Annotated in this window: 13 protein-coding genes and 1 other RNA gene; 6 read left to right on the top strand and 8 right to left on the bottom strand. The window is 59.0% G+C overall.

Annotated features, from left to right (window positions below; translation table 11 throughout):
* Positions 1-49: 49 nt before the first annotated feature.
* From HNQ65_RS23085 to HNQ65_RS23070, 4 genes are all read right to left on the bottom strand, one after another.
* Positions 50-427: a hypothetical protein gene (locus HNQ65_RS23085; RefSeq protein ID WP_184343520.1), complete on the bottom strand. Its 378-nt coding sequence runs from the start codon at positions 425-427 to the stop codon at positions 50-52.
* Between the two features lie 50 nt (positions 428-477).
* The gene (locus HNQ65_RS23080; RefSeq protein ID WP_246438594.1) at positions 478-1,179 is read right to left on the bottom strand and encodes a pirin family protein; all 702 of its coding nucleotides are present in this window, start codon (positions 1,177-1,179) and stop codon (positions 478-480) included.
* 87 nt (positions 1,180-1,266) lie between these two features.
* Complete coding sequence (locus HNQ65_RS23075; protein WP_184343516.1) at positions 1,267-3,603, bottom strand: outer membrane protein assembly factor BamB family protein; 2,337 nt, start codon at positions 3,601-3,603, stop codon at positions 1,267-1,269.
* An 11-nt stretch (positions 3,604-3,614) separates the two neighbouring features.
* Positions 3,615-5,048 carry a DUF1501 domain-containing protein gene (locus HNQ65_RS23070; protein WP_221306263.1) on the bottom strand — a complete coding sequence of 478 codons (1,434 nt, stop codon included), beginning with the start codon at positions 5,046-5,048 and terminating at the stop codon, positions 3,615-3,617.
* A 94-nt stretch (positions 5,049-5,142) separates the two neighbouring features.
* On the opposite strand from HNQ65_RS23070, the gene HNQ65_RS23065 reads away from it, so the two are divergent.
* Positions 5,143-6,060, top strand: a complete 918-nt coding sequence (locus tag HNQ65_RS23065) for a LysR substrate-binding domain-containing protein (protein ID WP_184343514.1) — start codon at positions 5,143-5,145, stop codon at positions 6,058-6,060.
* 11 nt (positions 6,061-6,071) lie between these two features.
* Here HNQ65_RS23065 and trpC read toward each other — a convergent pair whose 3' ends face one another.
* Positions 6,072-6,866 (bottom strand): indole-3-glycerol phosphate synthase TrpC, encoded by a 795-nt coding sequence (trpC, locus tag HNQ65_RS23060; RefSeq protein ID WP_184343512.1) that lies wholly within the window; start codon positions 6,864-6,866, stop codon positions 6,072-6,074.
* 111 nt (positions 6,867-6,977) lie between these two features.
* Between trpC and HNQ65_RS23055 the strand changes: the two genes are divergently transcribed.
* On the top strand, positions 6,978-7,238 hold the full coding sequence (locus tag HNQ65_RS23055) for a phosphopantetheine-binding protein (protein ID WP_184343510.1): 261 nt from the start codon (positions 6,978-6,980) through the stop codon (positions 7,236-7,238).
* On the top strand, positions 7,238-8,554 hold the full coding sequence (locus HNQ65_RS23050; RefSeq protein ID WP_184343508.1) for a hypothetical protein: 1,317 nt from the start codon (positions 7,238-7,240) through the stop codon (positions 8,552-8,554). Before HNQ65_RS23055 ends, HNQ65_RS23050 begins: the two co-directional genes overlap by 1 nt.
* Before the next feature lies 1 nt (position 8,555).
* On the opposite strand, the gene ffs is transcribed toward HNQ65_RS23050, so the two are convergent.
* An RNA gene (ffs, locus tag HNQ65_RS23045) (signal recognition particle sRNA small type) lies at positions 8,556-8,650 on the bottom strand.
* 141 nt (positions 8,651-8,791) lie between these two features.
* Between ffs and HNQ65_RS23040 the strand changes: the two genes are divergently transcribed.
* The 3 genes from HNQ65_RS23040 to HNQ65_RS23030 are packed head-to-tail and all read left to right on the top strand — an operon-like array spanning position 8,792 to position 10,958.
* Positions 8,792-9,889 (top strand): coiled-coil domain-containing protein, encoded by a 1,098-nt coding sequence (locus HNQ65_RS23040; RefSeq protein WP_184343506.1) that lies wholly within the window; start codon positions 8,792-8,794, stop codon positions 9,887-9,889.
* Positions 9,890-9,940: 51 nt separating this feature from the next.
* On the top strand, positions 9,941-10,738 hold the full coding sequence (locus HNQ65_RS23035) for a hypothetical protein (RefSeq protein WP_184343504.1): 798 nt from the start codon (positions 9,941-9,943) through the stop codon (positions 10,736-10,738).
* Positions 10,739-10,763: 25 nt separating this feature from the next.
* Positions 10,764-10,958 carry a hypothetical protein gene (locus tag HNQ65_RS23030; RefSeq protein ID WP_184343502.1) on the top strand — a complete coding sequence of 65 codons (195 nt, stop codon included), beginning with the start codon at positions 10,764-10,766 and terminating at the stop codon, positions 10,956-10,958.
* A gap of 42 nt (positions 10,959-11,000) precedes the next feature.
* Here the strand turns inward: HNQ65_RS23030 and hisI are convergent, their stop codons facing one another.
* Entirely contained in the window at positions 11,001-11,417 is a 417-nt protein-coding gene (gene hisI / locus HNQ65_RS23025) for a phosphoribosyl-AMP cyclohydrolase (RefSeq protein ID WP_184343500.1), read from the bottom strand.
* Between the two features lie 44 nt (positions 11,418-11,461).
* Positions 11,462-12,997: a translocation/assembly module TamB domain-containing protein gene (locus HNQ65_RS23020; RefSeq protein WP_184343498.1), complete on the bottom strand. Its 1,536-nt coding sequence runs from the start codon at positions 12,995-12,997 to the stop codon at positions 11,462-11,464.
* Positions 12,998-13,043: the final 46 nt, after the last annotated feature.

The following is a 13,043-nucleotide window of genomic DNA, read 5'->3' as shown; positions in this document are numbered from 1 at the left end:
AGCGATGCGGACCGGATTCAGTGACGAATCCGGTCCGCCGTAGGATGCATTATTTCGCAGCAAAGAGGGTGCCTAGGTAGTCTTTGCGTCCCGCCAGAGCCACCAGCGAGAGCACGCCCAGCACCACCGGCATTTCATATCCGCCTTTGACGAGGAAGAAGTGATACAGCGCGATGTTGACCACCACAGGGCCCACCAATGTGAGGGCCAGATTGGTGAAGCGTCCGCTCAGCAGCAGCAGACCGCCGGTCACTTCCAGCACCTTCACCACCGTCAGATAGCCGCTGCCGTAGATGGCAAACATGAAGTTGGCAGCTGGCCCTTCCGGCGGCGGCGGAATCGGGATGAAGTGCAGCCACATGTTGGCACCGAAAACAGTGAAGATGAGACCGAGAAGCAGTCGGGCGGCTGTAGGGATGTGTTTCATAGGATTTGTAGTCTGTGTTTGATGTTTGTTGTCGATTGGGTCGGTAAGTATCAGGCGAGGTCGAAAAGCAGGGCTTCCACATCCTCTCCGGCCTTGAGGTTCAGAGTTCCGGCATCCTCAGTGCTCACGGCATCGCCGGGGTTCAGCGTGGTTCCATTCACAGCAAGGGTGCCCTTGATCAGTTGAATCCACACGCCACGGCCCGCCTTGGCCTCGTGCGTGGTCGCTTTGCCTGCGGCCAGTCGCACACGGTAGATGTCCGCATCCTGATGGATCGTTGCCGATCCTTCACGGCCGTCGGAAGAGATGACCAGCACCTTTTCGGCAGTCTCATGTTCCGGCTTCGGATGCCACTCCGTGTAGCTCGGCCTCAGGCCGCTCTGGCGCGGGCGGATCCAGATCTGCAGCAGGCTGCCAGGCTCCGTTTTCGAGGGGTTGAATTCACTGTGTGTCACACCGCTGCCGGCGCTCATGAGCTGGATCTGGCCGGGCTTCAGCACACGTCCGTTGCCCATGCTGTCCTTGTGCTCCAGCGCTCCGTAGAGAATGTAGCTGAAGATTTCCATGTCCCGGTGCGGGTGCGTCGGAAATCCAGCCCCGGCGGCGATCACGTCCTGGTTGATCACACGCAGGCTGCGGAAGCCCATGTGCGCCGGATCGTAATAGTCGGCAAAGCTGAAGGTGTGGTAGCTGTCCAGCCAGCCATGCTGGGCATGACCGCGTTCATTGGAGAGGCGAAGTTTGAGTTTCATAACGACCATGCTTTCGCACCGCCGCCTTCATTCCTCCAATGCCACTTGCTTCACAAGTTCATGACTCGAAGTAATGAATTATGCCACTCACTCACCACCCTTGACCACCCTCACCAGCGGCCGATAACCGTATTCATTGAGCAGCGCAATCGCACCACGGTCAGTGGAGTCGCGGGCCACATCGGACCAGGAGTTCAGGCCGTTGTAGATGCTGTCCATCGCCGCTTCGAGAGATTCGGCACGCGTCGCGGCATCGTGAGCTTTGTACAAAGCCTCAATGCAGCTCATGAAGTGAAAGGTGAACTCAAAGCGCTTGGCATTGTAAAGCGTGAAAGTCCGTGAGCCTTCTCTTGCCCGTGTGTTGGCCCGGTACATCTCGCTCATCGCTGTGGCGTAAAAGGTTTTGGCTTCGGTCAGCCATTCGGGCAGGCGTTTCTTGGAATTCAAATGGCGCAGCAGCATGGCCGGCGCGGGAATACCGAGACCGGGATCGTTTTGTGCGATGAGCTTCTCGGCTTTTTCGGCCGCCTGAAAGCCCAGCCACAGACGTTCTGCCACTCCTTCACCACACATCGGTGTCACGAAATCGCTCAAAGCTTTTTCGCTGGCAAAGTTGTTTTGAGGCAGCACCGAGGCAGCCACAGGTTCCGCCGTGATGATCTCAAAGCCGAGTTTCTCAGCATGCTCACGGAAACGGACCGTGATGTCCGCCACCTTGGGGTTTTCAAAGATGGTTGCGCCGTGAAAGGCCTTGCGCCCCCCGGTGTCTCCATCCACGCGGATGGGCTTGAATGGCGCAATCTTTGCCGGGATGGCGATACCAGTGTATTTCAGGGTTTGCAGCCGCTTCAGCAGTTGTTCCAGCTCGTCCTGCGTCCAGGACTCCTGACCCATGGCATTCCCTGTGTAGCCATTCCACACGCGCGAGCCATGCGGAGGCTGCGCAGTAATAATTTCGATGGCGTCAGACCTCACCATTCCCGTCCCAGCTTCGACCAAAGCCGGTGCCACAGCAGACGAGGAGACACAGATCAGGCTCTCCCGTGTGCGGACAAAGAGACGCCCGTCGGCAATAGCTGGTGTGGCTATGATCTCCTCCCCCATGTCATGCTTCCCAACCACTTTGAGCTGGGGAGCATCCTCCAGTTCCACAATGAAGCCGTTCTTGGCCGCAATGTACACCTTGCCCTCCGCTGCAACCGGAGAGGCAAAGTAGTCGCCAAAATTTCCGAGCCGGCTTCGATCCCACAGCGCCTTGCCGGTCTTTGCGTCATAGCAGCTCGACATCCCGCCGCTTTTGACCACATAGAGGCGATCGTTGAAAAACAGCGGCGACGAAAGATTCGAAGGTGTCTTGGGATCTATGTTCCAAAGCACATGCGTCTTAGTCACATCGCCGCTGCCGCCGCCTTTGATGGCTTGGATGATGTTCCCGCCCGCGGCCATGTTGTCCGGCGATTGGAAGGCGGTGTCAATCTCCTCAGGGCCGATCACTTTGTCGCCGTTTTTGTCAGAGGCATCAAAGCGCTCGTGAAACTCCTTCGGCGTCTCCTCACGCGAAAGGATTTTATCCTGATTCGTATCCAGCCATTCCAGCAGGGCATGCTTCAAGGTGCGTGTGGCATCGCCATAGCTCTGCACAGCAATGTAGATCACGCCATCATGCACCACGGGCGATGTCATGATCGTGCGCAGGAGCGTGTTACACGTCCAGAGTTCCTTCCCCGTGGCGGGATCATAGCCCTTCAGCTTGCCGCTGCCGGCAATCACAAGGTCAGTTCTGCCATTGGCCTCACACAGCACCGGCAGCGCGTAGCCGGCCAGCATGTCCTTGCGCGCCGTCTTCCACTTCTCCTCACCAGTTTTCGCATCCACGGCGACGACGAACGGAGCCAGATCATCGTCCTGACAGAAAATGACCATGCCATGGTGCACAATGGGTGACGACGCAGCGCCCCAGTCCATCAGGTAAGCCGGGCGCGTCATCGTGTGGCGCCAGACTTCCTTCCCAGTCGAGCAGTCAAAGGCCATCAGGCCGATCGTGCTGAAGTAAACATACACGCGCTCACCATCAGTCGCCGGTGTGGAGGACGCATGGCTGTTTGGCGGCGTGATGCGCGGCAGCGTGCCGGTGTCAAAATCGCTGCGCCAGAGCTCTTTCCCATCAGCAGCCTCAAAGCAGAAGACGCCCACTTTTTGGTCTCCCACCATCGCCGTGGTGTACACCCGCCCGCTCTTCACGATGGGCGAACCGATGCCCTCACCGATCTTCGCCTTCCACGCGACGTTTTTCTCAGCGGAAAATTCCTGCGGTAGCCCCTTGGAGGAAGAAACCCCTGATCCATTGCCCCCTCGAAACTGCGGCCAGTCCTCGGCCTGAAGTGTGATGGTGAGAAACAGTACGGCTAGAATGAAGCGCAGCATAAGAAAAAGAATCAGCCAAACAGATCAGTCAGAGGCTTGCCTTCATCGAGGAGGTTGTAGGCACGGCCAAGCTTGTCTTTGGCCTCCAGGTCCTGAATGCCCATGGCATAATAGACCGTTTTGGTGATGTCCTCGGGATAGATCGGTCTATCCTTGGGCAGTTCAGCGCGCGCATCAGTCTCGCCAATGACCTGTCCGCCGCGTATGCCAGCCCCTGCCATGAGCACGCTCATGCAGGCAGTCCAGTGGTCACGGCCCGCTCCCAGCGTGCCTCCGGAGCGCCGGTCGCCCACCTTGGGCATGCGACCCATTTCACTCGTCACCAGCACCAGCGTCTCATCCAGCAGCCCCCGTGCGGACATGTCCTCCATGAAGGCGGAAAACGCCTGGTCAAACTGCGGCAGGAGGTATTTGCGCAGGCAGTTGAAGTTGTCGCCATGCGTGTCCCAGCCGCCGGCGCTTTTGCACTGGGCGGCGGTGCTTTCATCCTCTTTCCAAAACACCGTCACAAAAGGCACACCTGCCTCCACGAGACGGCGCGCCATGAGCAGGCTGGTGCCATTGATCGTATGCCCATAGCGCTCCCTCAACTTTTCAGGCTCGGCCTTGATGTCAAAGGCGCTCGTGGTGCTGCCGGATGACAGCAGCTCAAACGCACGCTCCTGCTGCTTCACATAGTTTTGCACGGCAGCTTCATGGTCCAGATCACGCCGGGCCTGGTTCATCGCGCTCAGCAGTGCATGGCGGTCCTGCATGCGCGCTGCGCTCATGCTGCCAGACATCGAGATCGTCGGCGCGCTGAACTTCAGCGGCTCATCAAAGCTGCCGTTCAGGTAAAAGGGATCGTACTCCATGCCGATGCGACCCGCAAACTGGCCCGGCCGGGTGAAGGGCAGCTTGCTGGGCTTGTGCGGCAGGGAGATGATCTGCGGCAATGTCGGATGTTGCGGGCGCTTCATCCCCACCACACTGCCCATGTAGGGCCAGTCTTCGGGATACGGCCGCCGGTCATTCCCCTGCTGCTTGAAGGTCGGGTCAGGCGCGTGGCCGGTGAGATTGTAATAATACCCGGCGTGATGATCCCCCGTGGCACGTCCTCCATCCGTCACACCATGCACCAGCGCAAAGTTGTGCGCTTGTTTCGCCAGCAGCGGCAGGTGCTCGCACAGCCGGATGTCCTCGCCCGTCGTGCGCATGGGCTTGAACTCACCGCGATACTCCAGCGGCGCCTCCGGCTTCATGTCCCACATGTCGATGTGCGACGCTCCACCGCAGAGGAAAAAGAGCACCGTCGATTTCGCCGGCTTGGCCAGTGTGGGCGCAGCCGCTCCCGGCCCTGTGGAGGCTCTCAGCCCAGATCCAAAACGCAGCGACGCCAGCCCCATCGTCGAGGCCGTGAGAAAGGCCCGGCGATCCATCGAAGGACGAAACAGCGGAATATCCATGAGATGCGAACATGCCACCAACGCTCCTTATTATGTCTCGCTTGCTTGCAAGCGGACGATTTGCGCACATTGCCGGACTGTGGTCTGATCAGGGGTGGAATTTCACCAGCTTCGCTACTTCATCGCCGCCGCAGAGGATCTGAGCATCTCTGCCGCCGCCAAACGCCTGCACGTCACTCAGCCGGCACTGAGCCGGCAGATCGCCGTGCTGGAGGCGGAGCTGGGCGTCTCCCTGTTTGACCGTATTCGCAAACGCATCCACCTCACCGAGGCAGGACGCTTCTTCCTGCCCAAGGCCAGGCAGATCGTGTGCGACGCCGAGACAGGCGCACAGCAGCTGCGCGAGCAGTTTGGCAAAGCGCGCCGCACCCTCCGCCTCGGCTTCCTCCCTCCCTTCCTCGATGACCTCGTGGCACCTGCCGTGCGCGAGTTCCGCCAAAGACACCCACGGGCGCAGGTCAGTCTTTTCGAGCTGCCGCCTCGCGCTCAGCTTGACCGCCTGCGCAATCATGAACTCGACGCGGCCATTCTTGGCAACATCTCCGAGGGTGATCGCGCGCTCTTCACCATTCGCACTCTCTCCCGTCACAAGATGGCCGCCGTTCTGCCTGAAGACCACCCTCTGGCCAGAAAAAAATCCATCAGCCTCTCCGCTCTCAAAGGGGAGCGCTGGATCTCGCTCTCAGATGCTTTTTTCCCGGGCAGGCGTGAGTTTCTACGCAACCTCTGCACCAAAGCCGGCTTCGAGCCCGAGATCGTCAGCGAGGTGGACTCCCTCTCCATGATGATCGGTGCGGTGACCGCAGGAGAAGGTGTGGCCCTCATGCCCGAGCACTGCCGGAAGCTGCCCCACTCGGGGTGCATTTTTGTCCCGCTTGCAGCCCCGGTCCCCACCACGGAGCTGCTGCTCGTGCTACCCAGACAGGAATTAAGCCGCGAGCTCATCACGCTCACCAGCCTCATCGCCGAACTGGCCGCGCAGATCGCTAAAGACCTGCGCGACCGCCGCTGACACCCACGCGCTTATTCCAGGGCTTCACCGGTCGCAGCTCTGAACTGTGGCAGATCCACCAGAATGTTCTGGCTCCTCATCAGCGTCTCGCCGATCAGCAGCGAATCCGCGCCTGCCGCAGCCAGTCGGGCCGCGTCAGCAGGCGTCTTGATCCCGCTCTCGGCCACCAGCACAATATCATCCGGCACCTCTTCAGCCAGCGCCTCCGTCGTACCCAGATCCACCGTAAAGGACTTCAGGTTGCGGTTGTTCACCCCGATGATGCGTGCATCCGTGGCCAGCGCGCGCTCGAGCTCTGGCATGTCATGCACCTCCACCAGCGCATCGAGCTGGAACGTATGCGCCACTTCCAGCAGATGCTCCAGTGTCGGCTGGTCCAGCGCCGCCACGATCAGCAGAATGGCATCCGCCCCGGCCACGACGGCCTCAAAGATCTGCGCCTCATGGATGATGAAGTCCTTCCGTAAGCAGGGAATGTCCAGCTGCTCGCGGATCAGCGACAGATACTCCAGCCTTCCTTGAAAGTACTTTTCGTCCGTCAGCACGGAGATCGCGCTCGCACCGGCCTTCTCATACCCTCGTGCAATGGCCAGCGGGTCAAAATCAGCCGCGATCGTGCCTGCGGAGGGCGAGGCTCTCTTCACCTCGGCAATGATGCTCAGGCGGGTCGGATCGGCGCGCAGTGCGTCGTAAAAAGAGCGCACATCATTGCGCTGCGTCGCGGCGGCACGGAGCTTTTCCGCGCGCGGCAGCAGCTTTTGCAGTTCAGTGTGCTTATGGGCGATGATTTCGTCCAGCTTGTTCATGGGGCGCGCATGGTGCCTTTCGCACGGCGATGTGCAACCTTCTCCTCACGCCAAAATACACTCAGAGGGCCCTCTTGACGGCCTAGGGGTTGCAGGCTCTCACTACAAGGAATGCCCGAAGTGCCCATCAGCCCCGCCGCCGTAATCGAACTCCTCACCTCCGAACAGATCATCGAATCCCATGAGCCCATCGCTCCAGAGGCCGATCTGTTTTCCATGGGACTGGACTCCATGGCCATGATGCAGCTGCTGCTCCATATCGAGATGCGCTTCGGCCTGGCAGTCAGCCCAGCTGAGATGACACGGGAGCGTTTTGCCTCACCCGCCGCCTTGGCGGCCTTTTTGGAAGAAAAACGACTCCAGGCCTCCTGATGCCCCTTCTGCCAGCCACTTCGGTCGATTTTTTTCTCGCCGGGCTCGAATCCTTCATGCGGCGGAGCGGTCAGGGCACGCACTGGGGCGTCACTCAGTTGCAGCTCAGGGGCAGGCCCGATCAGCATTTCCTCACTCGCGCCTGGGAGCAGATCCACGCACACCATCCCATGCTCGGTGCCCGGCTCAGGCGCCAGTGGCGCGGTTGGAAGTGGGTCTGGCAGACTCCCGAAAAGCCCCCACCTGCACCTGCCATCCATTGGCATCCCTGGGCAGAGCACCCTCCAGCACCAGCCACCATCCAGCTGAGGCTGCTTGGTCACACAGAAACGGCCCACCTCACCTCCCCATTGTGGATGGACGTGTTTCCCTGCGGACACGACGATACCCACGTCATCCTTCTCACATGGCGGCATGCACTTCTGGACGGCACTGGAATCAATCTCCTGCTGGAGCAACTGGCCTCAGGCTCCTGCGAGAACGGGCCCCCGACTCCCGTTTCCCCCAAACGCGAAAGCTTTGCCTCTCTATATAGTAAAGCAAAACCGCTGATCGACCGGCTGCATGCCATGACCTCGGCTGGTTGCTTGTCTGCTTGGCGCCGCGGCATGCGCCAGGACGGACCGCCCGAATATCGGCTGATCGAGTTCTCGGCCGCAGAATCCCAGCGAGCCACGGCGCTGTTGCGCTCCTTGTGCGGAGACTTCATGCAAATGCCCTTCTATGCCGCCATCGCTGCTCGGGCCCTGCGTTTGCTTCACACACAGCGCGGCTGGACTAGCCCCCAGATCCACCTTCAGTTGCCAGTCCAGATCCGCGGCCGCAGCCGGGAACTGATTTTTGGCAACCACATGGGTACCCTGCCCCTGTTTCTCGAATCATCCTCTTTGACAACTGTGGATCAGTCGATTGCGCACCTCTTAGACAGATATCGCGAAGCTGTCCGCCTAAAGGTAGCCCAGTCATCCGAGGCTCTCATGAGCTTGGCATCTCACATGCCGTTGGGCGCATTCATCCCAGCAGTCCGCCTGACCAATCGGGGGCAGATCTGCAGCCTGTTCCACTCCCACACGGGCACCTTTCTACCAGGACACTCGGCATTTGCGGGTGCAGCATTGCAAAACATTTGCACCATTCCCAGTGTTTGCGCGCCACCCGGTCTCGGCATTTTTGCCTCCGACTATGCCGGGCGTATCACCATCACCTTGGCATGGCGGGAAAAGGCTGTTACCCGGGAAGAGTTGGACTCGCTGGAGAGACAGATCCGCATGGATATGACCGGCTCTGAAGAACATCCATTGCAAGCCGCCTCTTGATAAGTGCCAGGGAACCGCGACATGGACAGGCAGGCTGCCGTTGCTTCCGTCAGGACCTGGCGGGGTTCGCAAGCTGAACATCCGCGGCCCCTGACAAAGGCTGTTCTAGACTCGGGCCATGGCATGCACAAGCAGGATTCCCGCTTGGAAGAGTAAAATGCGAAAAAATTGCTGTTGTCGAATCCGAGCGTTTCCGGTAAAAAATGGTTCCTTAATTCTCTATAATAGCGCTTTCGTATGCTCTGGAAAATCCTCTCAGCCCTCTCAGTCGTGTGCCTTGGCACCGCTTGCTACTTCGCATGGTCGAATCAAAAACTGCTTGTCGAGGAGCGTAAACGCGAGACCTACACCCAGGCCAACTTGGCAGAAATCAAAGCCCATATCGCCAAAGCGGAAGAGGCCAAAAAAACCCTCGAAGGCCAGCTTGCCGCAGCCAAACAGGAACTGGATAGCGCTAAAACCGGCGTGACGGACACAAGCAGCAAGGTTCAGAACACTGACAAAGAGTTAAATACGGTCAAATCCAGTCTGGAGCAGATCCAGAAAAGGCTGGCTGAAAGCGAGGAAAAAATCCGCGAAGCTGGCAACATCAAGGCTCTGGTCGCTCAGATTGAATCCATCAAAAAGGAAACTGCTCAGGCTGAATCCGCTCTCGCCAACCAAAATCAGCGTCTGGCTGCCGCTCAGGAACGCGTCAACAAGCTTAACGATGAAGCCAAAGCCGCCGAAGAACGCGAAGCACGTGGACGTCGCGGCGTCGTGGACAGTGATTTCACCGCCAAAGTTGCTCACTCCTACACCGACTGGGGTTTCGTCGTTCTCAACAAGGGCAATGCAGGTGGCGTCTTCGCCAATGCAGACCTTGAAGTGAAGCGCGGCAAAAACGTGATCGCCAAGCTCAAAGTGCGCGACGTGGAGCCCAATTCCTGCGTGGCTGACTTGGTCAAAGGCAGCCTCTCCGAAGGGGATAACATTCGCTCAGGCGACCTCGTAGTGGCCGCAGCCGAGCAGAGTGCTAACACGGCCGCCCCCAAGGCAGCCGCTGGCGCCGCTCCTGCTGCAGGAGCAGCCCCCTCTGCACCTGCAGCCCCTGGCGCTGCACCTGCTACCATGGGTGCTGATCCCTTTGGTGCTCCCGCCGCCGCACCTGCTCCCGCTATGGGCAGCGATCCTTTTGGCGCTCCTGCTGCCGCCCCGGCAGCTCCCGCACCAGCAGCACCAGCCATGGGCTCCGATCCCTTTGGCGCTCCTGCAGCACCGCCAGCTGGTGGTGCTGCCACTCCGGCTCCTAGCACGGCAGATCCCTTTGGTGCCGCACCTCCCGCCGCCAAGTAATTTAACTTTGGTTGTTTCTATCTCTTCGTTCATTCCCGCCTTTCCTTCCCCATGACAAAAGTCCTTTTCATCCTCAGCGCAGTGGTGATTCTCGTTGCCAGCTTCTTCGCGTATCAAAACGGTCGCGAGTTTGCCAGCGTTCGAACCAAGATCGCGGAAATCAATGCCAGCATCCTGCTCGAAAAGCAGGCTGAAGCCAAGCTTCTCAGCCCTGGTGGCGCCCTTTCCAAGGTCAAAACAGAAATCGCAAGTATTCAGAGCGAGATGGATATCGAAAGCGAAAAGCTCAAAGCCCAGAAAAATCGTCTGGCCAATTCCAGCAGCGAAATCGAAACAGCGAAGCAGGAACTGGAAGCCAAGGAAAAGAAGATGAAGGAGCTGGCTGCTGAACTTAGCGGGCTGCCCGCTGGCATCACCCCAGAAACCATGGTGGAAAGCATCAACAAGCTCAAGAAGGACAAGATTGAGTTCGAATCACAGGCCGAAGCCAAGAAAAAGGAAGTCACTGCCGAGGAAGAGAAGGTGGCAGGCATTCAAAAGCGCTTGGATGACGTCCTGCAGAAGATTAAGGACCGCGGCAAGAACTTCGAGCGCAACAGCCTTTCCTCTCGTGTTGTGGCCGTTAACCACGACTGGGGTTTCGTTGTCATCGACGCAGGTAAGGACAGCGGCCTTACTGAACAGACCAAGCTCATCGTCACCCGCGGCGCTCAGACAGTGGGTAAAGTCAGCGTGATGACCGTCGAAGGGAAAAACTCCATGGCATCCATCGTTCCTGACGCCGTCGTCAACGGCCAGGTTATCATGCCAGGAGATCACGTGATCCTCGAAAACTTGGTGCAAAACTGACCAACCGGCTGCATAGAACAGCGTCATGAAAACACGCTTTTTCTGCCTTCTCCTTTCGGCCATCACGATTGCATGTTCTTTGACGTCCTGCACTTCGGACGAGCCTAAGCGTAAAAAAGTCGTTGGTCCGGACAGCGGCAACAGCAACCTTCCATGGAATCGCCCACGTTCCTGGGAGGGCAATGCCCGCTACGGCGGCATGGTTCCAGTCAGCCGTTGAGCACGGATTGTTTGATGCTCGTTTCCTGAGCCGAAAGTCGGCTCAGGCCGCAGGCTCCAGCAGTGCCTCGCCATCAGCCGCCTTCACCACACGGTAAAAGCAGGTTGGTCTCTTGGTGTGGCAGCAGCCACCACCATGCTGCTTTACACGCAGCACCAGTGCATCTTGGTCGCAGTCCGTACGGATTTCGATGATTTCCTGAAACTCCCCGCTGGTCGCTCCTTTGTGCCAGAGTTGGTTCCGGCTACGGCTCCAGTACACCGCCTGCCCAAGTTCGAGTGTCATTTTGAGCGACTGCTCGTTCATGTACGCCAGCATCAAGGGTGCTCCAGTGTCGGCATCCACAGCCATCGCCGGCATCAGGCCATGCTCGTCAAACTTCGGGGCAAACAGCATGCCTTCTTCGACGGCTTGCTTGGACTCACGGGCGGCAAACGAGATGGGGGGATGAGCAGACATGACGTAGCCTCATGCTAGCGGCACATCCCCGCCGTGCAACAATCTCATTTTACGGGAAAGATAGGCAGCACCTTGTTGATCAGCCCCGAACCGGCGTTCACACCGTTCTCAATCACACCGCTCGCACTATCTAGGATTTTGCCAGGCATCTTGGCGGCATCCTCCCCCAGAACCGGCTTGAGTAGAGTTTCCGCCCCCGTCCCTACCAGCGTTCCCGGGGTGTCAAACAGCAGGGACATGCCCGCCGCCCCCACGAGTCGGCTGCTCAGATCCTCCTGCGGAGCCTCGATCGTTCCGGCCACTCGTACCCTTGCCCACTTGAGCCCCGGAGGTGCACCCGGGCTTCCAGCCTCCACAAAGACTCGGCTGGCAGCACCTGGGATGCTGCTTAGCGTCTCGGGAGTCACCCCCAGCATGAAATCGCCATCCACCACCCTGCCGCGGATGTTTAGGCTTCCCTCCACCCGTAGCAGCCCGTTTGACTGCACAATGATGTTTTCGACCCGCAGGGCATCCCCCTGCGGCCGGAAGGAGGCGCTGCAGATGTCCAGCACCACCCTTTTAAACCGTTGGGTATTCGTATAGGTCACCAGTTTGTCGAGGATCGGCAGTCCCGTCAGTTCCCCGCCTTTCAGTGCAGCATTGACTTTCCACGCCATGGGAGCGCCATGTGCCCCGGAAAGCTCCACGTCGCCCTCCACTTTGCCACTCAGACGCTGCCTCCACCATTCATCCAGAAATTCATCCAGCGGCACGGCCTTGGCATGCACAAGCATCTGCCAGGCTCCGGTATCATGCTTTAGGCTGCCTCGCATGGTCGCTTCGGCCCCCTGTTTCCACCGCAGCGTGGCATCACTGACTTGGATCTGGTTCTTGCCGGCACGGAGCGTTGCCTTGGCCACATCAAACTGCAGGGGCTCTTTCTGCTCCGGAGCTTGGATGGGTGTTTGCAGCTTGCCCCCATTCAATTTGGCTTGGACGGAAACCTCCCCGCTCTGCCAGCCTCCCAGAGAAAGCCCCGTTTCAGAGATTTTCCAGCCTTCCTGCTCAAAGACAAAGCGGTGCACATCAAAACCACTGATGCGTGTCTTGGTCGGAATATAACGCCGTAAAAAGGACGGAATCCCATCACCACTGCTGTCAAAATCTGCCGCCAGCCCCTCGTCCGCACGGCTCATCTCTCCGGCCGGCATGCGCTTCACCATCAGTTCATCCGCTCCGGCATTTTGAATGCTCCACTTGCCATTCCGGATGGCGCTAAACTCCAGCGCAGCATGCAGCCCGCTTGCCTCCAGCTTCCAAACTGGGGAATCCACGGAAAAATCAGCCGCCGTCGCGTTGTCGTCATTCCAGAGGATCGGCGCCAGGTGCACACTGCCCCCCACCCTCGCAGCGACAAGCTCCTCCACCTTATGGCGAAAGTCATCTTTTTGCAGGTAGGCGCGGATGTAGTTGGTCACCAGGGTCGGGGCCAGCATCACCAGCACGCCTGCGCAGATGAGGCCCATCACCACCAGCCCCCCGATCCAGCGGAAAGATGAGGCGGAGGAACGCTTGCCCGGTCGGTTGCGGCGTTGCATTTTGGCGGCGGGTTGAATTTTTTAATCGCCAGAGCTGTTCAGCCCG

Origin of the sequence: Prosthecobacter vanneervenii (assembly GCF_014203095.1) — a bacterium.
GTDB lineage: Bacteria > Verrucomicrobiota > Verrucomicrobiia > Verrucomicrobiales > Verrucomicrobiaceae > Prosthecobacter > Prosthecobacter vanneervenii.
This window is presented reverse-complemented; position numbering and strand designations above follow the sequence as displayed.

Coding starts and splice junctions, on each gene's coding strand:
- HNQ65_RS23085 (WP_184343520.1), bottom strand. CDS start 427: ATGAAACACATCCCTACAGCCGCCCGACTGCTTCTCGGTCTCATCTTC.
- HNQ65_RS23080 (WP_246438594.1), bottom strand. CDS start 1,179: ATGAAACTCAAACTTCGCCTCTCCAATGAACGCGGTCATGCCCAGCAT.
- HNQ65_RS23075 (WP_184343516.1), bottom strand. CDS start 3,603: ATGCTGCGCTTCATTCTAGCCGTACTGTTTCTCACCATCACACTTCAG.
- HNQ65_RS23070 (WP_221306263.1), bottom strand. CDS start 5,048: ATGGATATTCCGCTGTTTCGTCCTTCGATGGATCGCCGGGCCTTTCTC.
- trpC (WP_184343512.1), bottom strand. CDS start 6,866: ATGAACAAGCTGGACGAAATCATCGCCCATAAGCACACTGAACTGCAA.
- HNQ65_RS23055 (WP_184343510.1), top strand. CDS start 6,978: ATGCCCGAAGTGCCCATCAGCCCCGCCGCCGTAATCGAACTCCTCACC.
- HNQ65_RS23050 (WP_184343508.1), top strand. CDS start 7,238: ATGCCCCTTCTGCCAGCCACTTCGGTCGATTTTTTTCTCGCCGGGCTC.
- HNQ65_RS23040 (WP_184343506.1), top strand. CDS start 8,792: ATGCTCTGGAAAATCCTCTCAGCCCTCTCAGTCGTGTGCCTTGGCACC.
- HNQ65_RS23035 (WP_184343504.1), top strand. CDS start 9,941: ATGACAAAAGTCCTTTTCATCCTCAGCGCAGTGGTGATTCTCGTTGCC.
- HNQ65_RS23030 (WP_184343502.1), top strand. CDS start 10,764: ATGAAAACACGCTTTTTCTGCCTTCTCCTTTCGGCCATCACGATTGCA.
- hisI (WP_184343500.1), bottom strand. CDS start 11,417: ATGTCTGCTCATCCCCCCATCTCGTTTGCCGCCCGTGAGTCCAAGCAA.
- HNQ65_RS23020 (WP_184343498.1), bottom strand. CDS start 12,997: ATGCAACGCCGCAACCGACCGGGCAAGCGTTCCTCCGCCTCATCTTTC.